The 25721-nt window shown below is 65.6% G+C and carries 26 protein-coding genes and 3 tRNA genes; 16 read left to right on the top strand and 13 right to left on the bottom strand.

Annotation, left to right across the window (positions count from 1 at the left end; genetic code table 11):
- Window positions 1-40: 40 nt before the first annotated feature.
- Window positions 41-973, bottom strand: coding sequence for a DMT family transporter (locus KF759_RS05685; RefSeq protein WP_345777422.1), 933 nt, complete (start codon window positions 971-973; stop codon window positions 41-43).
- A 322-nt stretch (window positions 974-1295) separates the two neighbouring features.
- On the opposite strand from KF759_RS05685, the gene kdsB reads away from it, so the two are divergent.
- Genes kdsB through pgsA form a run of 4 tightly spaced genes read left to right on the top strand, consistent with a single transcriptional unit; the run spans window position 1296 to window position 5003 of the window.
- Complete coding sequence (gene kdsB, locus KF759_RS05680; protein ID WP_291223467.1) at window positions 1296-2075, top strand: 3-deoxy-manno-octulosonate cytidylyltransferase; 780 nt, start codon at window positions 1296-1298, stop codon at window positions 2073-2075.
- Window positions 2072-2518: a low molecular weight protein-tyrosine-phosphatase gene (locus KF759_RS05675; protein WP_291223465.1), complete on the top strand. Its 447-nt coding sequence runs from the start codon at window positions 2072-2074 to the stop codon at window positions 2516-2518. Before kdsB ends, KF759_RS05675 begins: the two co-directional genes overlap by 4 nt.
- Before the next feature lie 40 nt (window positions 2519-2558).
- Window positions 2559-4433, top strand: a complete 1875-nt coding sequence (gene uvrC, locus KF759_RS05670; protein ID WP_291223463.1) for an excinuclease ABC subunit UvrC — start codon at window positions 2559-2561, stop codon at window positions 4431-4433.
- A 9-nt stretch (window positions 4434-4442) separates the two neighbouring features.
- On the top strand, window positions 4443-5003 hold the full coding sequence (gene pgsA, locus KF759_RS05665) for a CDP-diacylglycerol--glycerol-3-phosphate 3-phosphatidyltransferase (RefSeq protein ID WP_291223461.1): 561 nt from the start codon (window positions 4443-4445) through the stop codon (window positions 5001-5003).
- A gap of 162 nt (window positions 5004-5165) precedes the next feature.
- Here pgsA and KF759_RS05660 read toward each other — a convergent pair whose 3' ends face one another.
- The 5 genes from KF759_RS05660 to KF759_RS05640 all read right to left on the bottom strand — a co-directional run bounded on the left by KF759_RS05660 (window position 5166) and on the right by KF759_RS05640 (window position 6832).
- Window positions 5166-5516 (bottom strand): helix-turn-helix domain-containing protein, encoded by a 351-nt coding sequence (locus tag KF759_RS05660; protein WP_291223459.1) that lies wholly within the window; start codon window positions 5514-5516, stop codon window positions 5166-5168.
- Window positions 5513-5872 carry a DUF6516 family protein gene (locus KF759_RS05655; protein WP_291223457.1) on the bottom strand — a complete coding sequence of 120 codons (360 nt, stop codon included), beginning with the start codon at window positions 5870-5872 and terminating at the stop codon, window positions 5513-5515. Before KF759_RS05655 ends, KF759_RS05660 begins: the two co-directional genes overlap by 4 nt.
- 258 nt (window positions 5873-6130) lie before the next feature.
- Window positions 6131-6214: transfer RNA gene (locus KF759_RS05650), tRNA-Leu, on the bottom strand.
- Between the two features lie 58 nt (window positions 6215-6272).
- A tRNA-Cys gene (locus KF759_RS05645) sits at window positions 6273-6346 on the bottom strand.
- A gap of 410 nt (window positions 6347-6756) precedes the next feature.
- Window positions 6757-6832, bottom strand: a tRNA-Gly gene (locus tag KF759_RS05640).
- 244 nt (window positions 6833-7076) lie between these two features.
- On the opposite strand from KF759_RS05640, the gene KF759_RS05635 reads away from it, so the two are divergent.
- From KF759_RS05635 to KF759_RS05625, 3 genes are all read left to right on the top strand, one after another.
- Window positions 7077-7340, top strand: a complete 264-nt coding sequence (locus tag KF759_RS05635) for a DksA/TraR family C4-type zinc finger protein (protein WP_291223455.1) — start codon at window positions 7077-7079, stop codon at window positions 7338-7340.
- A gap of 87 nt (window positions 7341-7427) precedes the next feature.
- On the top strand, window positions 7428-7682 hold the full coding sequence (locus KF759_RS05630; protein WP_291223453.1) for a DUF3297 family protein: 255 nt from the start codon (window positions 7428-7430) through the stop codon (window positions 7680-7682).
- A 58-nt stretch (window positions 7683-7740) separates the two neighbouring features.
- A complete protein-coding gene (locus KF759_RS05625) occupies window positions 7741-9393 on the top strand; it encodes a M28 family metallopeptidase (protein WP_291223451.1) in 1653 nt (550 codons plus the stop codon).
- 54 nt (window positions 9394-9447) lie between these two features.
- Here KF759_RS05625 and KF759_RS05620 read toward each other — a convergent pair whose 3' ends face one another.
- The 5 genes from KF759_RS05620 to KF759_RS05600 all read right to left on the bottom strand — a co-directional run bounded on the left by KF759_RS05620 (window position 9448) and on the right by KF759_RS05600 (window position 13770).
- A complete protein-coding gene (locus tag KF759_RS05620; RefSeq protein ID WP_291223449.1) occupies window positions 9448-10770 on the bottom strand; it encodes a M12 family metallo-peptidase in 1323 nt (440 codons plus the stop codon).
- Between the two features lie 134 nt (window positions 10771-10904).
- Window positions 10905-11768, bottom strand: coding sequence for a M23 family metallopeptidase (locus tag KF759_RS05615; RefSeq protein ID WP_291223447.1), 864 nt, complete (start codon window positions 11766-11768; stop codon window positions 10905-10907).
- Window positions 11768-13114 carry a dihydroorotase gene (locus KF759_RS05610; RefSeq protein WP_291223445.1) on the bottom strand — a complete coding sequence of 449 codons (1347 nt, stop codon included), beginning with the start codon at window positions 13112-13114 and terminating at the stop codon, window positions 11768-11770. Before KF759_RS05610 ends, KF759_RS05615 begins: the two co-directional genes overlap by 1 nt.
- Window positions 13107-13373 carry a membrane protein insertion efficiency factor YidD gene (yidD, locus tag KF759_RS05605; RefSeq protein ID WP_291223443.1) on the bottom strand — a complete coding sequence of 89 codons (267 nt, stop codon included), beginning with the start codon at window positions 13371-13373 and terminating at the stop codon, window positions 13107-13109. Before yidD ends, KF759_RS05610 begins: the two co-directional genes overlap by 8 nt.
- Window positions 13374-13482: 109 nt before the next feature.
- Window positions 13483-13770, bottom strand: coding sequence for a hypothetical protein (locus KF759_RS05600; RefSeq protein WP_291223441.1), 288 nt, complete (start codon window positions 13768-13770; stop codon window positions 13483-13485).
- 109 nt (window positions 13771-13879) lie between these two features.
- Between KF759_RS05600 and dksA the strand changes: the two genes are divergently transcribed.
- The 7 genes from dksA to gyrA all read left to right on the top strand — a co-directional run bounded on the left by dksA (window position 13880) and on the right by gyrA (window position 23063).
- A complete protein-coding gene (gene dksA, locus KF759_RS05595) occupies window positions 13880-14407 on the top strand; it encodes an RNA polymerase-binding protein DksA (RefSeq protein WP_291223439.1) in 528 nt (175 codons plus the stop codon).
- Window positions 14408-14490: 83 nt separating this feature from the next.
- On the top strand, window positions 14491-15855 hold the full coding sequence (glmM, locus tag KF759_RS05590) for a phosphoglucosamine mutase (RefSeq protein ID WP_291223437.1): 1365 nt from the start codon (window positions 14491-14493) through the stop codon (window positions 15853-15855).
- Window positions 15855-16793, top strand: coding sequence for a 2-oxoglutarate and iron-dependent oxygenase domain-containing protein (locus tag KF759_RS05585; protein WP_291223435.1), 939 nt, complete (start codon window positions 15855-15857; stop codon window positions 16791-16793). The genes glmM and KF759_RS05585 overlap by 1 nt, the downstream gene beginning before the upstream one ends.
- A gap of 37 nt (window positions 16794-16830) precedes the next feature.
- Window positions 16831-18561: a hypothetical protein gene (locus KF759_RS05580; protein ID WP_291223433.1), complete on the top strand. Its 1731-nt coding sequence runs from the start codon at window positions 16831-16833 to the stop codon at window positions 18559-18561.
- 67 nt (window positions 18562-18628) lie between these two features.
- Window positions 18629-19654 (top strand): S-methyl-5-thioribose-1-phosphate isomerase, encoded by a 1026-nt coding sequence (gene mtnA, locus KF759_RS05575; RefSeq protein WP_291223431.1) that lies wholly within the window; start codon window positions 18629-18631, stop codon window positions 19652-19654.
- A gap of 9 nt (window positions 19655-19663) precedes the next feature.
- Complete coding sequence (locus KF759_RS05570) at window positions 19664-20104, top strand: GtrA family protein (protein WP_291223430.1); 441 nt, start codon at window positions 19664-19666, stop codon at window positions 20102-20104.
- A 283-nt stretch (window positions 20105-20387) separates the two neighbouring features.
- Window positions 20388-23063: a DNA gyrase subunit A gene (gene gyrA / locus KF759_RS05565; RefSeq protein ID WP_291223420.1), complete on the top strand. Its 2676-nt coding sequence runs from the start codon at window positions 20388-20390 to the stop codon at window positions 23061-23063.
- Window positions 23064-23154: 91 nt separating this feature from the next.
- Here gyrA and KF759_RS05560 read toward each other — a convergent pair whose 3' ends face one another.
- Complete coding sequence (locus tag KF759_RS05560) at window positions 23155-23634, bottom strand: peroxiredoxin (protein ID WP_291223419.1); 480 nt, start codon at window positions 23632-23634, stop codon at window positions 23155-23157.
- A gap of 141 nt (window positions 23635-23775) precedes the next feature.
- Between KF759_RS05560 and KF759_RS05555 the strand changes: the two genes are divergently transcribed.
- Window positions 23776-24222, top strand: a complete 447-nt coding sequence (locus KF759_RS05555) for an Hsp20/alpha crystallin family protein (RefSeq protein WP_291223418.1) — start codon at window positions 23776-23778, stop codon at window positions 24220-24222.
- 145 nt (window positions 24223-24367) lie between these two features.
- Window positions 24368-25258, top strand: a complete 891-nt coding sequence (locus KF759_RS05550) for a DnaJ C-terminal domain-containing protein (RefSeq protein ID WP_291223417.1) — start codon at window positions 24368-24370, stop codon at window positions 25256-25258.
- A gap of 72 nt (window positions 25259-25330) precedes the next feature.
- Here KF759_RS05550 and pilH read toward each other — a convergent pair whose 3' ends face one another.
- Window positions 25331-25699, bottom strand: coding sequence for a twitching motility response regulator PilH (gene pilH / locus KF759_RS05545; protein WP_291223416.1), 369 nt, complete (start codon window positions 25697-25699; stop codon window positions 25331-25333).
- Between the last annotated feature and the right edge of the window lie 22 nt (window positions 25700-25721).

Genomic DNA, 25721 nt, shown 5'->3' with positions numbered 1-25721 from the left:
CGCGCGTGAAAAGGCAATGCGCGCCGTCATTGCCGAAGGCTCAAATCTGTGGTTCACCCTCGATGCGCTCGCGCAGGATGCGTTCACGCGCGAGTTTGGCTTCGCGGCGCGCGATGTAGAAACTGGCACCGATCACGATGGCCGCGCCGGCCACGGTCCACTCGTCGGGGGTCTCGTTGAACAGCCACCACGCCAGCACCGAGACGAACACCAACTGCAGATAGCTCAAGGGCGCCAGCGTCGATGCTTCGGCCAGCTTGAGCGCATGTGTCCACAGGTATTGTCCGGCGGTGCCGAGCATTCCGAGCGCGATCAGCAGCGGCAGCAGGTCGGCAGTGGGCCACTGCCACACCAGCACCGCGGCTGGCAGTGACAGCGGCACCCACAGCCAGGTGGTGAGCACGACGATGGTGTCGGGCGGGTCGCGGCGCGCGAGGAATTTGATGCTGATCGTGACCGCGCCCGAGCACAACGCCGAAAACAGCGCGACCAGACTCGCGGCGGTGAAACCGTCAGTACCCGGCCGCACGATCACCAGCACGCCGATGAAACCGGCGATCACCGCACTCCAGCGTCGCCGGCGCACCAGTTCACCGAGAAAGATCACCGCGCCGATGGTCACGAACAGTGGCGAGGAATACGACAGCGCGATCGCCTGTGCGAGGGGCAGGTGCGCGATCGCCCAGAAGCCCGCCAGCATCGCTACTGCGCCGATCGCGCAGCGCACGACATAGAAGCCGATCCGATCGGTGTGCAGGGTCGCCAAACCGTTGCGCCACAGCAGCGGCAGCGCCGCGAGCGCGCCGAAAAAGCTGCGCAGGAAGGCGATCTCGAAGGGGTGAAGTTGTTTCGACGCGATGCGGATCAACACCGCCATGCTGCCGAAGCAGACCGTGCTGGCGACCATCAGCAGCACCGCGCGGCGTGGCAACGCGGCGGGCGTGGACGAAGCAGCAGCCGGCAGGTTCAAGATCGCACGCCCGAGGCGGTGGGGCGCGCATGCTAACACCGCAGTCATTGTCCGGGCCCCTGCCGATGGTGAGGGGCAGGGACGAGCCGTACATTTGCGGGATGTCGGCCGGCGCGGGAGAGATACCGGCGCCTGGCGAACCTCGCCGAACTGCGCAACAAACCTGCTCGCAGGAGCCGCAATTCGGCGTCCGCCTGCGTGACGATTGCCTGCTGGGAGATAGGTCGCGCTGCGCCGGGCAGCGCAAGGCAGCTTCAGATCCGCGGCAGTGGTCACTGGATCGACCTTGCCTTAGGCTTGCTCGTCGTCCCGCAAGACCTGCTCCATGCCACGCACCGATTCCGGTTTCATCGTTGCCATTCCCGCGCGCTACGCATCCACGCGCCTGCCGGGCAAGCCCTTGTTGCCGATTGCGGGCGAGCCGATGGTGCTGCACGTGGCGCGACGCGCACTTGCTGCGGGTGCACGCGAAGTGGTGGTGGCAACCGACGATGCGCGCATCGAGGCGGCGCTGGCCGGCAGCGGTGTGCGCGTGGTGATGACGCGCAGCGATCACGCTTCGGGCAGCGATCGCCTTGCCGAAGTCGCGCAGCAACTGGCGTGGTCCGATGATGCGATCGTGGTCAATCTGCAGGGTGACGAGCCGCTCGCGCCGGCCAGCGGGATCGCCGCGGTGGCGCAGGCGTTGGCCGAGGATGACGCACCGATGGCGACGCTGGCGACGCCGCTCATGGCGGTCGAGGAGCTGTTCGATCCGAACGTGGTCAAGCTGGTGCGCCGAGAGGATGGCCGCGCACTGTATTTCAGCCGCGCGCCGCTGCCGTGGCCGCGTGATGCGTTTGCACATGCGCGTGACGCCTTGCCCGCGGCGGTGCCGTTCCTGCGTCACATCGGCATCTACGGCTACCGCGCCGGTTTCCTGCGCGCGTTCACGCAGCTTGCGCCCACGCCACTCGAACGTGCCGAGTCGCTGGAACAATTGCGCGCGCTCGAACACGGTCATGCGATCGCGGTGCGCATCGCGCCCGAACCGTTCCCGGCGGGCGTCGATACCGCCGCCGATCTGGCGCGGGTCGAGCGCGCATTCGCCGGGCGTGCGCGATGAGCCGCATCCTGTTCGTGTGCCTGGGCAACATCTGCCGCTCGCCCACGCTCGAAGCGGTTGCGCGCGTGGAATTCGCGCGCGCCGGGCTCGATGTCGAAGTCGACTCGGCGGGCACCGCGGATTACCACGTGGGCGAACCACCGGATCGGCGTTCGATCGCCGCGGGTGCGATGCATGGCTATGATCTTTCGGTGCTGCGTGCGCGCCAGATCGTGAGCGTCGATTTCACGCGCTTCGATCGCATCTTCGCCGCCGACCGTGCCAATCTGCGTGATCTCGAGCGCCTGCGTCCCGAATGCGGCACCCGGCCTGCGCTGTTCCTCGGGGATGAGGAAGTGCCCGATCCCTACTACGGTCGCGACGCCGATTTCGAGCGCGTGATCGCACTTGCAAGGCAAGGCATGGCCGCGTTGATCAGCCAGATGCGTTCGGCAGGGCATTGAGCCCGGTGATGTCTCAGCGCGTGCCCGCGGGATTGCAGCCATGAACACGCCAGCCACCGCGTTCGACGGCAAGGCCTTCGTGCGCACGCTCAGCAGCGCGCCGGGCGTGTATCGCATGTTCGATGCCGACGATGTCCTGCTCTACGTCGGCAAGGCGAGCAACCTCAAGAAGCGTGTCGGCAGCTACTTCCTCAAACCCCGGCTCGAACCGCGCATCACCTCGATGATCGGCCAGATCGCGCGCATGGAAACCACCGTCGTTCGCACCGAAGCCGAGGCGCTGCTGCTTGAAGCCCAGCTCATCAAGTCGCTCAAGCCGCGCTACAACATCGTGCTGCGCGACGACAAGAGTTATCCCTACATCCATCTGACCGGCGCGAAACCAGGCGTGCGCAGTCGCCGCGAAGCCGAGGGCGAGGCGGAGCTGACGGTGCGTTTTCCACGCTTGGAGTTCCATCGTGGCGCGCGCGACGGCGGCGGGCGCTACTTCGGCCCGTTCCCGAGTGCGGGCGCGGTGCGCGAGAGTCTCGACCTGATCCAGAAGCTGTTTCGCCTGCGCAACTGCGCCGACAGCTATTTCCGCAACCGCTCGCGACCCTGTCTGCAATACCAGATCCAGCGTTGCACCGCGCCCTGCGTGGGTTTCGTCGACGAGGTCGCCTACGGTCAGCAGGTGCGCCACGCCGAATTGTTCCTCGACGGCAAGGCCGAGGCGGTGATGCAGGAGCTGGTGGCACAGATGGAGCGTGCCAGCGCCGAGCTTGCGTTCGAACGCGCAGCGGCGATTCGCGACCAGATCGCCGCGGTCAAGCGCGTGCAGGCACATCACTACGTGCAGGGTGCGACTACCGACATGGACGTGATCGCCTGCGCGCTCGAAGGCGGGATCGCCTGCGTGAGCGTGCTGTTTTTCCGCAATGGCATCGGCCTGGGTTCGCACGACTTCTTTCCGCGCCTGGCCGGCAGCAGCGATCTGGCCGCGATCCTCGCCTCGTTCATTGCCCAGTACTACCTCGATCGCCCGGTGCCGAGCGAGCTCATTGTCAGCAGCGCGCCCGAGGAAGCGCCGGCGCTGGCCGCGGCACTGGCCGGACGCAGCGGACACGGCGTGGAAATCAAGCACGCCGTGCGCAACGAACGAGCGCGCTTTCTCGACCTCGCGCGGCGCAATGCGCAGGCGGCGCTGGCGGCGCGGCTGGCGAGCAAGCAGACCCTGCTCGCGCGCTTCGAGGCGCTGCGCGAGCTGCTCGGCATGGACGAGCTGCCGCAGCGCATCGAATGCTTCGACATCAGTCACACGATGGGCGAGGCCACGGTGGCCTCGTGCGTGGTGTTCGGTGCGGAGGGGCCGGAGAAATCACAGTATCGGCGCTTCAACATCTCCGGCATCACGCCGGGTGACGACTACGCGGCGATGCATCAGGCGCTGCAGCGACGCTACAAGCGTGTGCAGGCAGGCGAGGGCAAGCTGCCCGACCTGCTCCTGATCGACGGCGGCGCCGGCCAGGTACAGCAGGCGGTCGACGTGCTCAACGAGCTGGGCGTGGGAGGCGTGCCGATCGTTGGCGTCGCCAAGGGCCCGGCACGTCGCGCGGGGGATGAAACCCTGATCCTTGCGGGCAGCGGCAAAACCCTGGTCCCGGGGCCCGAGTCGCCAGCCTCGCACTTGATTCAGGCGGTGCGCGACGAAGCCCACCGTTTTGCGATCACCGGCCATCGAGGTCGGCGTGAAAAGGCACGCGAGACCAGTTCGCTGGAGGAAATCAGCGGCGTCGGCGCGCGCCGGCGCGCGGCCTTGCTCAAGCATTTCGGCGGCCTCGGCGGCATTACCCGCGCCGGTGTCGAGGAGCTGATGCAGGTCGAGGGCATCAATCGGCAACTCGCGGAGCGCATTTACGGCGCATTCCACGGATAATCGCTGCCGATGACGATCACGATCCCCACCGTCCTGACGCTGTTCCGCATCGCCCTGCTGCCGGTGATGGCGGTGGTGTTCTACCTGCCGTTCCGTGGCGCCAACATCGCCGCGGCGCTGGTGTTCATTGCCGCTGCAGTCACCGACTGGGCCGATGGCTGGATCGCACGTCGCTTCGACATGGGCTCGGCCTTCGGTGCCTTCCTCGATCCGGTTGCCGACAAGCTGATGGTCGCGGTGACCTTGTTCCTGCTGGTGCAGAACAATCCGACGCCGCTGCTCGCGATCACCAGTGCGGTAATCGTCGGCCGCGAAATCAGCATCTCGGCGCTGCGCGAGTGGATGGCCGAGATCGGCCAGCGCGCCACCGTGCGGGTGGCGATGATCGGCAAGATCAAGACCACGATGCAGATGATCGCGATCGTGGTGCTGCTGTATCAGCACGATCTCGAGGAGCTGCGCCTGTACCGTGTCGGTGAGTCCCTGCTGGTGATCGCGGCCATCCTCACGATCTGGTCGGGCATGCTCTACGTGCGCGCGGCCTGGCCGATCCTGCGCCGGCACAACTGAAGGGGTTTTTCCGAGAAAACAGGGTGTGCCCGGGGCCGGACTCGAGGTTGTCCCGGACACCTTGTGCGGCCAATCGGGGTTCTGCGAGAGAGTGTCTTTCCGATTTCTTGATGGTCAAGCGTCACAAAAACAGGGGGCGATCAGATCGCGCGGGTCTTCTTCTCACGCGGCTTGGATCAAGAATTCCCTGGCCTTGACTACCGGCTGCACCTGTCGCGCCTGCCGACGCAGTTCCACCAACCCGTAGCGCTCCATCGTCTTCAAGGTGCGCGATAGATTGCTGGGTGCGCGGCCGCTCAAGGTCGCCAAGGCATTCAGCGACTCGGGTTTCTGCTCGCGGATGAGCTTGAGCAAGGCGCGATTGTCGTCGGACAACACCTCCGCCAGCGAACGCATCGAGGTGAACCAGATTTTCGGCTCGCCAGGCGCAGGCTTGCGCTCGCCGCGTGCGATGGCCATTGCACGGTCGCGGATGGCCTCTTGAGTGGCGATGCCAATGACGATCTTCTTCATGCCTTTGCCTCCTTCAATACACGGTCAACCTCGTCGAAGAAATCCTTGAGCAACTGATTGGCGCTGGTGAATTCGTAAGGCACGCCCTTGTCTCGTGAGTGCCGATGTTTGTGGTCGTAAGCCAAGCGCCGTCCGGTGAACTTGTTGCGCTTGGGCGGCTTCACGGCATGCGCGTTGTCATAGCCCAGCAAGCGCGTGCCATGCCGATCATGAAGGGTGAGTGCGTAGCGCACGCCATGCGGCATGTGCTCGTTTGCCGCCACTTCCCATGCTTCGATCTTGATCCAATAGCCGCCGCCCTGGTCGCAGACCTCTCCGTGCAGCAGCAACAAGTTATCCAGGCCGTGATTGCGCACGGCTGTTATGCTATCACCAGATGATATGTGAAGTCACATGTGCGAAGGACAAGCTTGCAGCTGCTCGTGAGTGCCCAAGATGGATCGTCGTGCCAGTGCTTGTGATCGCGGCAAACGTGCGATTTGCATGCAGCGGGGCCAATCCGCTGAGTGGTGTCGATCCGCGCCGCTCGCGTGTGAGGGGGAAGTCTGCAGGCGTGCGGCCTGGCCGATCCTGCGTCGGCACAACTGAAGGGGTTTTTCCGAGAAAACAGGGTGTGCCCGGAGCCGGACTCGAACCGGCATGACCTTGCGGTCGAGGGATTTTAAGTCCCTTGCGTCTACCGATTTCGCCACCCGGGCTCGGCGTGCGCGGGCATGATGCCGCATCAAAGGGGGCGAGCGCTCCTTGCGGGAGCGATGGAGGCCTGGGTCGGAATCGAACCGGCGTTCACGGATTTGCAGTCCGCTGCATGACCACTCTGCCACCAGGCCGGTGACTACGCTTCAGATATTACAATCCATCCATGGAGTGCCGCCGCTCGCCATCCTGGCTCGCCCTCGTGCGCTCCGGGGAGCGCCCTCGACCAGGCCGGTGACTACGCTTCAGATATTACAATCCATCCATGGAGTGCCGCCGCTCGCCATCCTGGCTCGCCCTCGTGCGCTCCGGGGAGCGCCCTCGACCAGGCCGGTGACGATGTTTCAACTACGCAAACATTCCAATCCATCCATGGAGTGCCGCCGCTCGCCATCCTGGCTCGCCCTCGTGCGCTCCGGGGAGCGCCCTCGACCAGGCCGGTGACTTGAATTGTTTGTTCGCCATCCTGGCGCACCGCACGCTGCCGATCGCGGCGTGCGGCGGAAAAAAGAAACCCCGGCACGCCGGGGTTTCATCTGTGTCCTGGAGCGGGAAACGAGACTCGAACTCGCGACCCCGACCTTGGCAAGGTCGTGCTCTACCAACTGAGCTATTCCCGCGTGGGACGCGCAGTTTACGTTTTGGCATGCCGCTGTCAACCCCGAAATCGGTTGATAGCGCGCCTTGCTGCGGTTTTTCTTCAGGGTGCGCGGCCGAGCGGGACATGACGTGATGGGCGCACAGGGCTACCCTGTGCGCTTGTGATCCGCGGGTCGATGTTTCTGCTCGTCGCGGCGATCACCGCAGCGGCAACGCCGCGATGTTTCAGTTGTTTTGGTGCAGGACGGGACGTTGGAGGGTGCTGTGGCAACGGGTTGGGCGGGCGATGGCGCCGTGCAGGACCAGATCGATGCAACCGTGGCTGATGCGGTACGGCGCGCGCGCAGCCGCCTGCAGAAAGGGCCGGGCCTGAGCCATTGCGAAGAGTGCGATGCGCCGATTCCCGCAGCGCGCCGCAAGGCGGTGCCGGGCGTGCGCCTGTGCGTGGCCTGCCAGCAGGCCCAAGACGAGTCCGCTGCGGCGGGGCTCTACAACCGGCGCGGCAGCAAGGACAGCCAGTTGCGTTGAAACGGGCACGCACCTTCGGCACATCGCCGCCGCGATCACATCCGCTTATCCTTGCCTGCTACGCAACCCATCCATCGAGGAACGCCGATGACCGACACCCCGCCCGATCGCCTGAGCGTGGATCCGCAGAATCCGCATTACGACGAAGCCGTGCTTGCGCGCGGGGTCGGTATCCGCTTCAACGGCCAGGAACGCACCAACATCGAGGAATACTGCGTCAGCGAAGGCTGGGTCCGCGTGGCTGCCGGGCGTGCGCGCGATCGCCGTGGCCGTCCGATTACGCTCAAGATCAAGGGTGAGGTGGTGCCGTATTTCCAGGACATCGCCGAGCCGCAACAGTGAAACACCGCAGCCGTTCCGCCGCGGCTCGCTCCCACGTTCCAAGCAGAGGATCCTTCCGATGAAACATCCGCTTTCGCTGGCCGTGCTGCTGGCGCTGTCCACCAGCGCCTTCGCGCTCGACGCCCCCAAGTTCGATCCGCAGCGCCTGTCCGACGAAGTCAAGACGCTGTCCTCCGATGCGTTCCAGGGTCGAGGCCCGGCCACCGAAGGCGAGAAGCTCACCGTGGCCTGGATCATCGAGCAGATGCAGGGCGCCGGCCTGCAGCCCGGCGGTGATCTCAAGGACGGCAAGCGCGGCTGGACGCAGGCTGTGCCCTTGCTGCGCGCCGACATCGATGGCACGCCCAGGCTCGACTTCACGATCGCGGGCAAGGCGGATGCGATGGAGCAGGGCAAGCAGATCGCCGTGCGCGCGCCGCTCGATGGCAGCAAGGAGGTCTCGATCGACAAGGCGCCGGTGGTGTTCGTCGGTTACGGCGTGTCCGCGCCCGAGCGCAACTGGGACGATTTCAAGGGCATGGACGTGCGCGGCAAGCTGCTCATCTGCCTCGTCAATGATCCGGATTTCGAAACCGGCACCGGCGATTTCGGCGGCAAGGCGATGACCTACTACGGCCGCTGGACCTACAAGTTCGAGGAAGCCGCGCGCCGTGGCGCCGCCGGCCTCCTGGTCGTCCATGAAACCGCGCCGGCCTCGTATGGCTGGCCGACGGTGAAGAACTCCAACACCAACACGATGTTCGACATCGTGCGCAAGAATCCCGCGCAAACCCATCCTGCCCTCGAAGGCTGGATCCAGCGTGATGTCGCGGCCGATCTGCTCAAGCGCGCGGGGCTGGATTTCGACACCCTCAAGAAGCAGGCGCAGACGCGCCAGTTCAAGCCGACCGTGCTCAAGGACGTGAACTTCTCGGCGCACTACGCGGTGCGCAGCGAAGTGATCACTTCGCACAACGTCGTGGGTCGCGTCGAAGGCAGCAAGTATCCGGATGAAACCGTGCTTTACAGCGCGCACTGGGATCATCTGGGCATCGGCCAGCCCGACGCCAAGGGCGATCGCATCTACAACGGCGCGATCGACAATGCGACCGGCACCGCGTCGTTGATCGAACTGGGCCGCGCCTTCGCGCATGCGCAAAGGCCGCAGCGCTCGGTGGTGTTCCTTGCGGTGACTGCCGAGGAAAAGGGCCTGCTGGGTTCGGAGTACTACGCCGACAATCCGCTCTATCCGCTGGCCACCACCGCCGGCGTGCTCAACACCGATGCGCTCAGTCCACTCGGCCCGACCAGGGATTTTTCCACCTCGGGCAAGGGTTCATCGCAGCTCCTCGATCTGCTGATCGCCGACGGCAAGAAAATGGGGCGCGTGTTCAAGCCCGACTCGCATCTGGAGGCGGGTTACTTCTTCCGCTCCGATCATTTCCCGTTCGCCAAGCGCGGCGTGCCGGCGGTTTCGTTCGGCTCGGGCAGCGATCTGATCGATGGCGATGCCAAGGCCAGTGAGGCCGAGCAGGCCGACTACGGCAAGAACCGCTACCACCAGCCTGCCGACGAATGGCATGCGAGCTGGCCGTTCACGGGCCTCGCCAAGGATCTGGAACTGCTTTATCGCGTGGGCTCGGACCTGGCCAATTCGCGGCAGTGGCCGACGTGGTCGAAGGATTCGGAATTCCGCGCCGCGCGCGAAGCCAGTGCGGCGCAGCGCAAGTAGGCGCGGGGCCCGGCGATCGTGGCAGCACGCAATGCGCTGCCGCGATGGCGGGGATCAATCGAAGCCGTTCTTGAAGATCTGGTCGACCGATGGCGCGATGCAGGCCGGCGTGTTCTGTGCGATCAGGGCCGACAGCGTCGTGACCTGCACCGGATGGAACTGCAGCACGTTCGAGCCGCAGTTGGCGCCGCCGCTGGACGTGCCCACGTGGCAGTAGCTCATCACCGATCCCTTCGGAAAACCCGGACCGGAGGTCGGACAGCTCGGCGTGCCCGCATAGCAACCGCTCTCGGCGTTGAAGCATTTGTCGATGGTGTTTGAAGCCGTGGGGTATGTGCCATTGCTGGCGCTGGTGCAATGGGTGTGGTCGGCGCCGAAATTGTGGCCGAGCTCATGGCCGACGATGCGTGCCGACGAGTCCACGCCGATACCGGAATTCCAGAACACCTTGTTGACGCTGTAGCTGTAGGTGCTGCTGCAATAGGCATTGACCCAGGCGATGCCCGAGGCGCTGTTGCCGCTGGTCATCCGGCCCGACAGCAGCATCGCGAACACGCGCGAGACGCCGGCATGGTGGGCCTGCCAGTAATTGCCGAAGTTGTCGAGATCGGTGCCGTCCGCGTTGCTCGTGGAGATCGTGTACGGCGTGCCGCCGCTGCGGAAGATCGTCGTGCCCTGCAGCAGGGTGATGTTGAGATCGCGTTCGTACATCACGTTCATCGAGGCGAACAGGTCGGCGATCCAGCTTGCGGCCGCTGCCGTGTTGCCGGCGCCACCGAAACGCTTGACCAGCAGCTCCTGATCGACATCGACCGCAACCACCGCGCTGCGTGAGGCCGCGGTGACCGCGTCGAGACCGAGCGTGAGTGGCGGCAAGGGACGTGCCTGCGGGTTGGGAATGGCATCGTCGGTGCCGAGGATCTGCGGCGTCACGCCCGCAGGCAGGGCTTCTTCGCTCGGTTGCACCACGAGCCGGCTGCCGTGGCTGTCGGCCTGTGCATGGATCGCGAAATTGCCCGCGGGCGCCGAACCCGAACCGACGAGATTGCGCAGGCCCGGATCGAAACCCAGATGCACGCGCATCTGGCCGTCTTCGTCGGTGCCGATGAGTTCGATGCGCTGGCTGCGCGGAATCTCCCGCTCACCGTTGGCATCGATCACGATCAGGCGCGCGCCCGGCGCATAGACGTCGATGCGCTTGAACTGCACCGTATGCGTGCCGCCATGGCCATCGGGAAAACCACTGATCACCAGTTGCGTGTCGAGCGGCAAGCGATCGAGTTGGCTGGACATCGACGCCGACAGCGCCATTTCATGGCGTGCCGCGAGCGCCGTCGCGCTGCACAGAGCAAGAAGGAGAGTGAAGATGATGCGCATGGCCGATCCCCTGAATGCCGGTCGTGGGGGCATTCTATTCCTCTGCTGCGGTGTCGGCGCGTGCCGCTGCCGCATTGGGTGAAATGCGTTGCAACACGCAGCGCGGGCTCAGCGGGCCTGACGGCCGGCTGCTCTCAAGACGCGGGTTCGAGCAGGAGCAGGGGATCCAGGCGCACCTTGAACCAGTTCATGCCCCAATGCAGGTGCGGGCCGGTCGCGCGGCCGGTCATGCCGACGGCGCCGATCACCTGGCCTTGGGCGACATGCTCACCGGGTTTCACGTCGATGCGCGAGAGGTGCAGGAAGTTCGAGCTCACGCCGTGGCCGTGGTCGATCAGCACGGTGCCGCCGGTGAGGTAGAGCCCGTTCTCGGCAAAGCTCACGATGCCGCTCGCGGGCGCGTGCACGGGCGTGCCTTCGGGCGCGGCAATGTCCATGCCGGAATGCGGCGACTTGGGTACATCCTTGCCGTTGACGACGTAGACGCGCTGGTTGCCGAAGCGTCCGCTGATGCGGCCCTGCAGTGGCCATTGGAAGGTTTCCGCGAAATCCACGCGGGCATCGTCGCGCGCGCGCGCGGCGACCACGCGTGCCTGCTCGCGCTTGATGCGTGCGGCGATCTCGGGTGGTGGCTCGACGGTCTTGGGCGGCACGCCGACGATGCGCTCGGTCGGCCAGTCGCGCGGCGTGACTTCGATGGATACGTGTTCGCGTTTGCCACCCGCAGTCTGAACTTCGACCGTGACTGGACCCGATTCATCGCGCCCGACGCCGAAGGCGATCTCGCCATGCGGGCCGACGCGCAGCTTGCGCTCGGCAAAGACCACGGTTGCATGCGGATCGACCTTGGCGCGGATCAGCGAGCCCTGCGGGACACTGGCAGGAAAGGCGCTGCCGCTGTCGGCTGCGTGACAGGCGATCGGCACGCCTGCGAGTGCGATCAGCAGCAGGCCGGTGCGCAGAACGGGCGTCTGCGACACGCTCGGGACGCCACGCATCATCGCGCGAACGCCAGTCGCTGGCCGCGCACGCGATCATCGACCTGCGTGCCATCCCAGACCCGTTCGCCATTGACGAAGGTCGCAGCGATGCTCGAGCGGAAGGTGTGCCCTTCGAACGGCGTCCAGCCGCACTTGGACAGCACTTCGCGTGCCGAGACGGTGTGTGGCTTGCGTGGATCGACCAGCACGAGGTCGGCGTGAAAACCCTCGCGCAACCAGCCGCGCTCGCGCACGTCGAACAGGGTGGCTGGTGCATGCGACACCGCTTCGACCACGCGCTCGAGGCTGAGCGCGCCATCGAACACACGTTCGAGCGCGCATTGCAGCGCGTATTGCACCAGCGGCAGGCCCGAAGGCGCCTTGCCGTACTGCGCGGATTTTTCGGTGACCAGATGCGGTGCATGGTCGGTGGCAAGTACGTCGATGCGGCCTTGCGCAAGTGCGCGGGTGATGCCCTCGCGATCGGCGGCATCCTTGATCGCCGGATTGCACTTGATGAGCGAACCCAGTCGCGCGTAGTCCTCGCAGCAGAAGTGCAGGAAGTGGACGCAGGTTTCGGCGGTGATGCGCTTGCCCTTGACCGGGCCGGGCTCGAACAGCGCGCACTCGTCGGCGGTGGAGATATGCAGCACGTGCAGGCGTGTGTCGTGCTTCTTCGCCAGCGAGATCGCCAGCTGCGTGGATTTGAGACAGGCCTCGCGCGAGCGGATCAGGGGATGCTGGCCGACCGGGATGTCCTCGCCCCAGCGTTGCCGCGCGGCGGCTTCATTGGCGAGGATCATCGGCGTGTCCTCGCAGTGGGTGATGATCGGCGTGGGCGCCTCGCGGAAGATCGCATCCAGCGTGGCCGGATCATCGACCAGCATGTTGCCGGTCGAGGCGCCCATGAATACCTTGATGCCCGGCGCGCTGCGCGGATCGAGCGTGCGGATCTGTTCGAGATTGTCGTTGGTCGCGCCCAGGTAGAACGCGTAATTCACGCGCGAAACCTGCGCGGCGCGCGCGTACTTGGCTTCCAGCGCGGCGTGGTCGGTCGCTGGCGGCCGCGTGTTGGGCATTTCCATGAAGCTGGTGATGCCGCCCGCGGCGCAGGCGCGCGATTCGCTCTCGATGTCGGCCTTGTGGGTGAGGCCGGGTTCGCGGAAATGCACCTGGTCGTCGATCATGCCCGGCAGCAGCCAACAGCCCGCGGCGTCGATCACCTGTTCGCCCGGTTGCGCGCTCAGGCCGGCATCGATGCGTTCGATGCGGCCGTTGCGGATACGTAGGTCGGCATGGAAGCGGCGTCCGTCGCTCACCAGTTCGGCATTGCGGATCAGCCAACGCGCGTCGGAGTCAGTCATGCGGATGCTCGTGAGTGGCGGCGTCGGGGCCGGGGAACCAGCGAAACTGCAACGGTACCGGATCGAGTCCGCCGCTGCACATCGGCTGGCAACGCACGATGCGCCACGCCGCCAGCCACAGGCCGCGCGCCAAACCGAAGCGCGCCAGCGCGACGCGCGCATAGTCCGAGCAACTTGGGTGAAAGCGGCAGCGCGCACCGAGCAGGGGACTGAGCATGCGCTTGTAGCCGCGCAGCAGGTGGATCAACCAACGTGACATCGTGGTGCCAGGAGGAATGCGGACGGCCGCGGGATTTTCGCGCCGATTGCGCGGCTTTGCTGCGGTTGCCCGTGGTCGGTTCTTGGGCTATAACACGCGACCGCTAGAGTCACCAGACGACCGAAGACATGGCCAACAGCAAGGCGAAAGTCAAAGCCAAGCCCGCACCCGCACGCAAGGCGGCCAAGCCCGCGACAACGAAGAAGGCCGCTGGCAAGAAGCCTGTCGCCAAGAAGTCCGCGCCGGCGAAGAAACCTGCGCCGGCGAAGAAACCTGCGCCGGCCAGGAAGGCGGCTCCGGCCAAGGCCAGGACGCCGGCTGCAAAAAAGCCGGTGAAGCCTGTCGCGGCAAGCAAGGCCAAGGCAAAGGTCGTTGCCAAAAAGGCCGTACCGGTCAAGCCGGCGGCCAAGCCGACAAAGTCGAAGGGGCCTGCGGTCAGTCACAAGTCATCCTCCGTCCCATCGAAGAAGGTGGCCGCGGTACACGCGGCACCGAACAAGCCAATCGTGAAAGAAAGTACAGCAAGAACCGAAGGAAACGTCGCCAAGGGCGTCAAGCGGCCACCGGAAAGCGATTCCGGCGCCACCATGCAGGACGGCCGCTATGCGCTCCCGGCCAATGTGCAGATTCCGCTGCCCAAGGGCTACAAGCCGCTGGCCAAGGAAGAGTACATGGGGCCGCGTCAGCTCCAGTATTTCCGCGACAAGTTGTCGAACTGGCGTGAAGAGCTGGTCGAGGAGAGCCGCCAGACCATCGAGAGCCTGCGCGATGAAGTGCGCGATGTCGGCGATGAGGCCGAACGCGCCACGCGCGAAACCGAGAACTCGCTCGAATTGCGCACGCGCGACCGCTATCGCAAGCTGATCGCCAAGATCGACAAGGCGCTCAAGCGCATCGAGGAAGGCCATTACGGTTTCTGCGAGGAAACCGACGAGGAAATCGGCATCGATCGCCTCGAAGCGCGCCCGATCGCAACCCTGAGTCTCGATGCTCAGGAACGCTGGGAACATCGCCAGAAACAGATGGGCGACTGAGTGGAAGACGACCGGGAATCGGCAATCGCGACGCGGGAATCGCCACAGCGGCGCGTTGTCGGTTCCAGGGTTTCCCGATTGCCGTGAGCACCAAGCGCTATTTCGGTACCGATGGCATTCGCGGCCGCGTCGGCCGGTGGCCGATCACGGCTGAATTCATGTTGCGCCTAGGACGTGCGGTCGGCACCGTGCTCGGCGCACGCGGTGGCGAAGTCAACGTCATCATCGGCAAGGACACGCGCATTTCCGGCTACATGTTCGAGTCGGCACTCGAAGCCGGGCTGGTTGCGGCCGGTGCCAATGTCGGCCTGCTCGGGCCGATGCCGACGCCCGCGGTGGCCTATTTCACGCGTTCGCTGCGCGCCAGTGCCGGCATCGTCATCAGCGCCTCGCACAACAGCCATCACGACAACGGCATCAAGTTCTTTTCCGGCGCGGGCGAGAAACTCGACGATGCGCTTGAAGCGGCGATCGAAGCCGAGCTCGAAGCGCCGTTCACCACGGTGGAATCGGCCTCGATCGGCAAGGTCGTGCGCGTGCGCGATGCGGTGGTGCGCTACGCCGAATTCTGCAAATCGACCGTACCACCGACGTTCAACCTGCGCGGCCTGTCGCTTGTGCTCGACTGCGCCCACGGCGCAACCTACCAGGTGGCGCCGACGGTGTTTGCCGAACTGGGCGCGCGCGTCGAATCGATCGGCGCGCAGCCCGATGGCCTCAACATCAATCACGAGGTCGGCTCGACGCATCCGCAGGCGTTGATGCGTGCGGTGGCCGAACGCAAGGCCGATCTGGGCATTGCCTTCGACGGTGACGGCGATCGCGTGCTCATGGTCGATCGCCACGGCGCGTTGGTCGATGGGGATCAGCTGCTCTATCTGCTCGCACTCGACTGGCACGCCGAAGGTCGTCTGCAAGGGCCCGTGGTCGGCACGCTGATGAGCAATTTCGGGCTCGAGCGCGCCATTGGCGAGCTGGGTGTGCCGTTCCTGCGCGCCAATGTCGGCGACCGTTACGTGCTGCAACTGCTCAAACAGCATCACGGTGTGCTCGGCGGCGAGACTTCGGGCCACATTCTCACCCTCGACCGCGCCACCAGCGGCGATGCCATCGTTGCCGCCTTGCAGGTTTTGGAGGTGCTCGTGCGCCGCGGGCACAGCCTCGATGCCGCCGTGGCCGGCATGCGCAAGGTCGCCCAGCACACCGAAAACGTCCGCGTTGCTGGCAATGCCGCAGCGGTGGTGAGCGCAGCCGAAGTGCAATCGGCGTTGGCGCGGGTGCAGGCGCGGCTCGACGGTCATGGCCGCGTGGTGTTGCGGCCCTCGGGCACCGAGCCGGTGGTGCGCGTGACGATCGAGGCGGACGATGCCGCGCTGGTGCGCGAACTCGCCGGCGACCTTGCGCACGCCGTAGAATCCGCAGCTTCCAGTCCGCACGGTGAACGATGATGAGCGCAGTCATTCCGACTCTCGATATCCGCCGCTACGACAGTGATCGCAACGGCTTCGTCGCCGAACTGGGTGCGGCCTATCGCGAATGGGGCTTTGCCGGCATCCGCAATCATGGCATCTCGCAAGCCGACATCGATGGCGCCTATGCGGTTTTCAAGGCGTTCTTCGCATTGCCGACCGAAGTCAAGATGCAATACCACCTCGCCGGTGGCGGCGGCGCGCGCGGCTATACGCCGTTCGGTGTGGAGACCGCGAAGGGCTCGCAGTATCCCGATCTCAAGGAGTTCTGGCACATCGGTCGCGAGATCCCGCGCGAATCAAGCTACGCGCAGGTGATGGCGCCCAATGTCTGGCCAGCCGAAGTGCCCGAATTCCATGCGCGTGGCTATGGTTTGTATCAGGCACTCGATGGACTGGGTTCGCGCGTGCTGCGCGCGCTCGCCCTGCACATCGGCCTGCCCGAGCACTACTTCGACGACAAGACCCATTTCGGCAATTCGATCCTGCGACCGATCCACTATCCGCCGATCACCACGGCCGACGTGCCCAATGTGCGCTCGGGTGCGCATGAGGACATCAACCTCATCACCCTGCTGGTAGGCGCCAGCGCGCAAGGTCTGGAAGTGCTTTCGCGCAAGGGCGAGTGGGTGCCGTTCACCGCCGATGCCGACACCATCGTCGTCAACATCGGCGACATGCTGCAGCGCCTGACCAATCACGTCTATCCGTCGACCACCCACCGTGTGGTCAACCCGCCCGGTGCGGCGGGGCGCGAGCCTCGCTACTCGGTGCCGTTCTTCCTGCATCCCAATCCGGATTTCATCATTGACGCCTTGCCTTCGTGCATCAGCGCCGACAATCCCAATCGCTACCCGCAGCCGATCAGCGCGCACGACTACCTGCAGGAACGCCTGCGCGAAATCAAGCTGATCTGAGCGTGTCGGTGCGACTGGCGGCGGCATCGTCGTGGCGATGAGCGCGCCTGCCGCCGCCGTCGATGCGATCCTGGCGCCGCGTCGCCGCGGCTGGCTCGCCGCGATCCTCATCGCTGCAATCGTGATCGTGATCGGCTGGTCTGGCCTTGCCGGTGACTGGGGCCGTGACGATTTTTTCCAGCTCGCGCTTGCGCGCATGGTCGGCTCACCCTGGCCGCTGTTCGTGAGCGACCACTATCCGGTGCCCGGCTCGGTGTTTCGGCCGCTGGGTTTCGCATCGATGTGGCTGGATACGCGTCTGTTCGGCACCAACTATGCCGCGCATGCGCTGGTGGATCTGTTTCTGCATGCGGGCGTCGCGCTGGCCTTGTTCGGCGTGCTGTGCAAGGCGCGCGTGCCGATCTTGGCGGCGGCGCTTGCGGCACTTTTTTTTGCCCTGCATCCGGCTGCGGCGTCGACTGCGCAGTGGTGGTCGGCGCGCTTCGACGTGCTCGCGACCCTGTTCGTGCTGCTGGCCGTGCAGGCCGCTCTGGCGTATCGACTGCGCCCGCGGCCACGCACCCTGCTGCTGGCGTCGGTCGCGGCATTCGCGGCGATGGCGAGCAAGGAGATCGGCCTGCTCGCGCCCGCTGCCTTGATCCTGATCTGGGCGCGTTGGGCATGGCGTGATCGTGCGTCGCGCGTGCGGGCGCTGCGCGCCTGCGCGGCAGCGCTGGCGTGCGCGCTGGTGTTCCTGGCTTGGCGCGCGGCGGTACTCGGCACCGCATCGAGCCACCTGCTAGGCGATGCTTCGCCGCTGTCCGCGCTGCTTGCGGGCGTCGGCGTCTGGCTGCGCGATGCAGGCGGTTATCTGTCATGGGCTGCGCGCTGGTTGCCCTGGCAGCGCGCTGTGCTGGCTTGCACGATGTTCGCGGGACTTGCGCTGCTGGCGCTGGAGCTGCGCGCGCGCTGGCGCGAGAGATCGCGCCGGACTGCGCCCGCCGTGCACGTGGTCGGCGCGGCCGACCTGCGCATCGACCTCGTGGTCTGCGGCCTGCTGCTGTTGCTGGTACCGGCGCTGTTGCAGGCGCCGGTCGCGCGGCTCAATGCACAGTCGCTTTCTGCCGCGTACTCGGCAGTCGAGGCGGCGATGCAGGCGCGCTTGTACTACCTCGGCAGCGCCGGCATCGCGCTCGTGCTCGGCGCCGCGCTTGCAAGCATGCGGCCACAGCGGCAATGGTTTGCCGCAGGCATCGTCACGATCGTCCTGATCGTGTTCGGCAGCGCCTCGTGGCAGGCGGCTCGCGCATTCGCGCAGCGTTCGGCGCAGATCGCGTCGATGGCACACGCAGCCATTGCCGCAGTCGACGCCCTGCCGCGCAGCGATGCGCCGTGCCGGATCGTGTTTGTCGGTGTCGAAGAAGCGCGCGAGTGGGGCGGTTTCGTGGCGATGGATTCGATCGTCAAGGCGCTGGCCAGGGATCGGTCGCAAATCGCACACTGCTGGATCCATGCCGATGCGCCGACCTGGTTCCACCTGCAGGACGCGGCAGCCGTGCCGGCCAATGCGGCGCCGTGGATGCCGCTGGCGGTCGATGGCAAGCCGCTGCCGTGGCCGCGGGTGGGCGCACTGCGCTATGCCTACCTGAGCGCGCCGACACAGCTCGATGCGCACACGCTCGCGACGACGCAGTTCCTGCGTTGGCAGGATGGGCGTTTCGTCGATGTCAGCGCACAGGTGATCGCTGGGCGCATCAAGGTGCAGCCTTGGTCGATGCCAACGCCTTGATGCCATGCGGACTCGCGGCAGGCAAAGCCCGGCATAATCACCCATCCGACTTTTCGTTCGATTGCCGATGACTGCTGCCGATACCGCCCACGATTCGATCCGCGCCGTGCTCTGGCAGGGCGACCACTTGCGCTTGCTCGACCAACGGCTGTTGCCGATGCAGGAGCAGTATCTGGATTGCCGCAGCGCCGACGAGGTCGCCGCGGCGATTCGTGATCTGGCCGTGCGCGGCGCGCCCGCAATCGGCATTGCCGCGGCGTGGGGCGTGGTGCTTGCGGCGCAAGCGGGACGTGCTGAAGTGTTGGCGGCGTGTGCGCGGTTGCGCGCGGCGCGGCCCACCGCGGTAAACCTCATGTGGGCGCTCGATCGCATGCAGGTCGTGCTGGGGGCGGGGGGCGATCTGACTGCACTCACGCGCGAGGCGCAGGCGATTCAAGACGAAGATCTTGCCGCCAATCGCCGGATGGGTGAACGCGGGGCCGCGCTGATTGCACCGGGCAGCGGCGTACTCACCCACTGCAATACCGGCTCGCTCGCAACCGCGGGCTTCGGCACCGCCTTGGGCGTGATCCGTGCCGGCGTCGCTGCGGGCCGCATTGCGCGTGTATTCGCGGGGGAAACCCGGCCGTGGCTGCAGGGCGCGCGCCTGACCATGTGGGAACTGCTGCGCGACGGCATCGATGCGACCCTGATTGCCGACTCGGCCGCCGCACACCTGATGAAGAGCGGTCAGGTGCAGTGGGTGATCGTCGGCGCCGATCGCATTGCCGCCAATGGCGACACCGCCAACAAGATCGGCACCTGCCAGCTCGCAATCAGTGCGCGTCACCACGGTGTGCGCTTCATGGTGGTGGCGCCGACCTCGACGGTCGATTTCGCCACCGCGGGGGGTGAAGACATCGAGATCGAGCTGCGCGCAGGTGACGAATTGCTCGGTTATGCCGGCACGCGCACCGTGGTCGCCGGCGCCAAGGCGTGGAATCCGGTGTTCGATGTGACGCCCGCGACGCTGATCGACGCGATCGTGACCGAGCGCGGTGTGGTCGAATGCCCCGATGCGGCGCGCATGGCAGCGCTGTTGGGCCGGTATTGAAGCCCGACGATGAGCCTGCGTCGCCAGGTCGTCCTGTTTGCACTGAGCGGCGTGCTCGGCTTCGTCGTCGATGCCGGTATCGTGCAGTTCCTCGTGCGTGAATGGGCGGTCAATCCATATCTGGCGCGGCTGTTTTCCTTTCTTGCCGCCGCGACCACCACCTGGGCATTCAACCGCCGCTACACCTTCGCCGGTCACGGTGGTGGCAGCAAGCGGCGCCAGTTGCTGCGCTATCTGTTGGCAATGGCGGCCGGGTTCGCGCTCAATTACGGTGCCTACGCGATCTGTGTGGCGAGCTGGCCGCTGGTGCGGCAATGGCCGGCGATCGGCGTCGCCGTCGGTTCCATCGCCGGCGCGATCGTCAATTTCCTGAGCTCGAAATACTGGATCTTCCGCGCGCCGCGCACCTCGCCCGATGCGCAGCAAATCGAGTCCGGCGAGCGGATCTGAGCTGCTCCGGGTGCGCTTTGGGGACCCGCGATCCGTGTTCACAGGCGTGCGCTTGGCGTGGCCGCGCAAGGCCTTGATTTGCCGTGTCTTGCAGCACCTTGGATCGCTGCGGAAACTGCCTGATCAAGGGCCGTATGTGCTAGAATTCCGCCTTTGATTCTGAGCGTGCCGGCACCCGGCCACGCGCAGCGTGGAGAACCGCTTCCGGGTGGGTTGCGGGCGCTGCGCAGCATCGGTCTGGTTGCCGCCCCGGTACGCATCATCATGGACTTCGAGGTTGCCGATGGCTGAGACGGCCAGAGAGATCATTCGCGTCAATATCGAGGACGAGGTCAGGAAGAGCTACCTCGATTATGCGATGAGCGTGATCGTCGGGCGCGCCTTGCCTGACGTGCGTGACGGCCTCAAGCCGGTGCATCGCCGCGTTCTCTACGCGATGCAGGAACTCAACAACGTCTGGAACCGCCCGTACGTCAAGTGCGCGCGCGTGGTCGGCGACGTGATCGGCAAATACCACCCGCATGGCGACAGCGCGGTGTACGACGCGCTGGTGCGCATGGCGCAGGATTTTTCACTGCGTTACCCCTTGATCGATGGCCAGGGCAACTTCGGTTCGGTCGATGGCGACAACGCCGCGGCGATGCGTTACACCGAATGCCGCCTCGACCGCCTGTCCTCGGAGCTGCTCAGCGATCTCGACAAGGAAACCGTCGATTTCGTCCCCAACTACGACGAGAAGGAACTGGAGCCGTCGGTGTTGCCGACGCGCGTGCCCAACCTGCTCGTCAATGGGTCGGCCGGAATCGCGGTGGGCATGGCGACCAATGTGCCGCCGCACAATCTTTCCGAAGTGCTAGCGGCCTGCATCGCCCTGATCGATGACCCGGAGCTGGGTTTCGACGAGCTCATGCAATTGGTCCCGGGGCCGGACTTCCCGACCGCGGGCATCATCAACGGTGCCGCCGGCATCGTCGAGGCCTACAAGACGGGTCGTGGTCGCATCCTCGTGCGCGCCAAAGCCGAGATCGTCACGCATGACAACGGTCGCGAGTCGATCGTCGTCACCGAGATTCCCTACCAGGTCAACAAGGCGCGCCTGATCGAGAAGATCGCCGAACTGGTCAAGGAAAAGAAGATCGAGGGCATCAGCGAGCTGCGCGACGAGTCCGACAAGGACGGATTGCGCGTGGTCATCGACGTGCGCAAGGACGCGATGGCCGATGTCCTGCTCAACAATCTGTTCCAGCAGACCCAGCTGCAGGTCACATTCGGCATCAACATGGTGGCGCTGGTCGATGGCCAGCCGCGCACGCTGAGCCTGCGCGAGATCCTTGATGCCTTCATCCGCCATCGTCGTGAAGTGGTCACGCGGCGCACGATTTTCGATCTGCGCAAGGCGCGCGCGCGCGCACACATCGTCGAGGGCTTGACGGTCGCGCTGGCCAACATCGATGCGATGGTCGAGCTGATCAAGACTTCGCCTTCGCCCGACGTCGCACGCGAGCGCATGCTGGCGCGGCGTTGGGAGCCGGGCATGGTCGGTGCACTGCTCGCCGCCGCCGGCGCCGAAGCCTCGCGGCCCGAGGATCTCGACCCGCTTGCCGGGCTCAAGTCCGATGGCTACCAGCTGTCGGAAATCCAGGCCAGGGAAATCCTCGAGATGCGCCTGGCGCGCCTCACCGGCCTCGAGCAGGAAAAGCTCAGCGACGAATACCGCGACTTGCTCACCACCATCGCCGGCCTGATCGAGATCCTCGAAAACCCCGATGTGCTGCTGCGGCTCATCCGCGAGGAGCTGGTTGCGCTCAAGGAGCAGTACGGCGACACGCGCCGCACCCTGATCCAGGCCAGCCAGGAAGACCTCGACATCCTCGACCTCATCGAGCCCGAGGACGTGGTGGTCACGCTTTCGCATGCCGGTTACGCCAAGCGCCAGCCGGTCAGCCTGTATCGCGCGCAGCGCCGCGGTGGCAAAGGTCGCTCGGCGACCAACATGAAGGAAGAGGATTTCATCGAGCGATTGTGGATTGCCAATACCCACGACACCCTGCTGGTGTTCACCAGCGCGGGTCGCGTCTACTGGCTCAAGGTGCATCGCCTGCCCGATGCCGGCCCCAACACGCGTGGCAAGCCGATCGTCAACCTGCTGCCGCTGGTCGAGGGCGAGAAGGTGCAGGCGATCCAACCCGTGCGCGAGTATGACGAAGGCCACTTCGTGTTCTTCGCCACGCGCAACGGCACGGTGAAGAAAACCCCGCTCACCGAGTTCGCCTTCCAGCTGCAGCGCGGCAAGATCGCGATCAATCTCGACGAGGGCGACGCGCTGGTCGATGTCGAGATCACCGACGGCACGCGCGACATCATGCTGTTTGCCTCCAACGGTCGCGCGGTGCGCTTCGCCGAAGACGAGGTGCGGGCGATGGGCCGTACCGCGAGCGGCGTGCGCGGCATCCGCCTCGCCGACGAGGCGCAGGTCGTGTCCTTGCTGGTGGTCGAGCATGCCGACCAGCAGGAAGAGGGCGAGGACGACGCCAGCGACGTGCCCGAGAACGAAACGCCCGATACCGAGTCCATTTCGAACGAGGTCTGCGTGCTCAGTGCGACCGGGCGCGGCTACGGCAAGCGCACGCCATTGTCGAAGTATCCACGCAAGGGTCGCGGCATTCGCGGCGTGATCGGCATCCAGTGCTCCGAGCGCAACGGTGCGCTGGTGGGCGCGGTGCTCATCGACGACGCCCACGAGGTCATGCTGATTTCAAATCAGGGCACCTTGGTGCGCACGCGGGCGAGCGAGATCGCGCGCGTCGGCCGCAATACCCAGGGTGTCAAGCTCATCAGCCTGCCCGGAGACGAGTCACTTGCCGGCATCGTCAAGGTCGAAGGCCTCAACGGCAACGGCGATGATGAAGACAGCGGCGAGGGCGACGCGATGGCCGAGGGCTCGATGCCCGTGGAGTAGGCGCAGGCCTGTCGGCTCGATGCGGACCATTGCATTTCGCATTCCCGTCCCGAACGTCCCGTGCCGACGATCGCCCCGCGCGCCGATGGCTTCAGTCGATCGCGGCGAGCATCGCCGCGGCGCTGCTCACGCGCAGTTCGCCCGGGGCTTCGACTGCGAGGTGTTTGACCACGCCGTCCTCGGCGTACAAGGCAAAGCGTTTGCCGCGGACACCCATGCCGTACTTGCTTGCGTCCATCTCCAGGCCAAGCGCACGCACGAACTGTGCATTGCCGTCGGCCAGCATCTGCAAGCCCGCGGGAACGCCTTGGGCCTTCGCCCAGGCCGCCATCACGTAGGCGTCATTGACCGCGATGCAGGCGACGTCGATGCCGCGCTGGCGAAAGGCATCGTACGCCTCGATGTAGCCCGGCAGGTGACGCTCCGAACAGGTCGGCGTGAACGCGCCGGGCACGCAGAACAACACCAGCTTGCGTCCCGCGAACAGGTCGCGGGACGTGATCGACTGCACGCCATCGGTGAGCACGCTGAGGCTTGTGTCGGGAATGCGCGTACCGATCTGGATTGTCATGGGCTGGCTCCGTGCGAACAGAAGGAGTCTCATCATAAGCCGTGGTGCCGCTGCGCAGCGGAACTCTTGAATGCACCGCGCCGGCCCCCATCTGGTGTTCATCGCGGCACACCGCGCCGCTCCGACCCGATGGACAAGACCATGACCATTACCCGTTATTCGCCGTTCGCTACGCAAGCCAATTTGCAGGACGAACTCAAGGGCGTTTTCGACCGTTTCTTCAATTCAGGCGATGCCGACCAATCCAACGTGGTGACCAGCCAGTGGGCGCCGCGCGTGGACATCAAGGAAGAGGACAAGCGCTTCGTGATCTTTGCCGATGTGCCGGGTGTCGACCCCAAGGCGATCGAGATTCACATGGACAAGGGCATCCTCTCGCTCAAGGGCGAGCGCGCATCCGAGAGCAAGGAAGCCAACGGCCAGTTCACGCGCGTCGAGCGCACGCACGGCACGTTCTATCGCCGTTTCGCGTTGCCCGACAGCGCCGATGCCGATGGCATCACGGCAGCGGGTCGCCATGGCGTGCTCGAGATCTCGATTCCGAAGAAGCCCGAGACCACGCCGCGGCGCATCACGATCAACGCCTGAGGCGCACGCGCATTCGTTCGGCACGCATGGCGCACGACAAGGGTTTGTTACCCTGCCGTCCGCCCCGCTGCGCTGAGCGAGCGGAGTCGGCCCGCGGACCAGTTGGCTGGTGCGCGGGCGTTTTCGTTTCTGCCTGGAGCAGAGTATGGAGTTCAAGGACTACTACGACACCCTTGGTGTGAAGAGCGACGCCAGCGATGCCGACATCAAGTCGGCGTATCGCCGGCTCGCGCGCAAATACCACCCCGATGTGAGCAAGGAAAGCGGGGCCGAAGACAAGTTCAAGGCAGTCAACGAGGCCTACGAAGCGCTCAAGGAGCCAGACCGGCGCAAGGCCTACGATCAACTGCGCGCGGGGGGCTACCGTGCCGGCGACCAGTTCCGCGGACCGCCGCCAAACTGGCATCACCCGCAGGGTGGGGCTGCCGACGAAGCCGACTTCAGCGACTTCTTCGAATCGCTGTTCGGGCGTGCGGCGGGTGGGGCACGTCAGGCCGGGCCGCGTCGTGGCCGCGACCTGCAGGCACAGGTCGCGATCAGTATCGAGAGTGCATGGCGCGGTGGCCTTGAGCGCATCAGTCTCGGAGATGGCCAGCGTGCGCGCACCCTCGAGGTCAGGATTCCCGCGGGTATCCTGCCGGGGCAGCAGATCCGTCTGGCCGGACAGGGGCATCCGGGCAGCCAGGGTGGCCCCGCGGGTGATCTCATCCTCGAAATCGCCCTGCGCGATGATGCGCGCTTTGAACTGGATGGGCGCGACGTGTTGAGCACGCTTGCGGTCACGCCGTGGGAGGCTGCGCTGGGTGCAACGGTGACCGTGCCAACCCTTGGCGGCAGCGTCGAGCTGCGCATTCCTGCGGGGTCGGACAGCGGACGCAAGATGCGACTGCGCGGCCGTGGCTGGCCGGGCAAGACCGCGGGAGATCAAATCGTCACGCTGGTGGTGCACGTCCCGCCTGCGCACAACGAAAAGCAGCGCGAGGCCTGGGCAGAGCTGGCGCAGGCGTTTCCGGGGTTTGATCCGCGCAAGGCCTGAGTGGCGTGGGGCGATTGCACCCACGCGGAGCTTGCGAGCGCGTGCGCCGGACGCTGGCCCGGCAGCGAAACCTCAGGCGCCGGGCAGATATTCCTTGATGACGCGCATGAGTTCGGCGTCGTCGATCGGCTTGGTCACGTAGGCCTTGGCGCCCTGGCGCATGCCCCACACGCGATCGGTGTCCTGATCCTTGGTGGTCACCAGCACGATCGGAATGTGGCTCGTGCTCGCATCCTTTGAAATCGTGCGGGTGGCTTGAAATCCGTTGAGGTTGGGCATGACCACGTCCATGAGGATGAGGTCGGGCAATTCGCGCTTGGCGGCTTCGACGCCAGCCGCGCCATCTTCGGCGGTGACGACTTCGTGGCCGAGCTTTTCTACCGCGCGCTTCATGCTGACGAGCTGCGAAGGCGAATCGTCGATGATCAAGACTTTGGACATGTTCGGTATACCCCCTGTGGAC

This window comes from Dokdonella sp. (assembly GCF_019634815.1).
Lineage (GTDB): Bacteria > Pseudomonadota > Gammaproteobacteria > Xanthomonadales > Rhodanobacteraceae > Dokdonella_A.
Note: the sequence above shows the minus strand (reverse complement) of the source record. Positions and strands in the feature narration are given on the sequence as shown.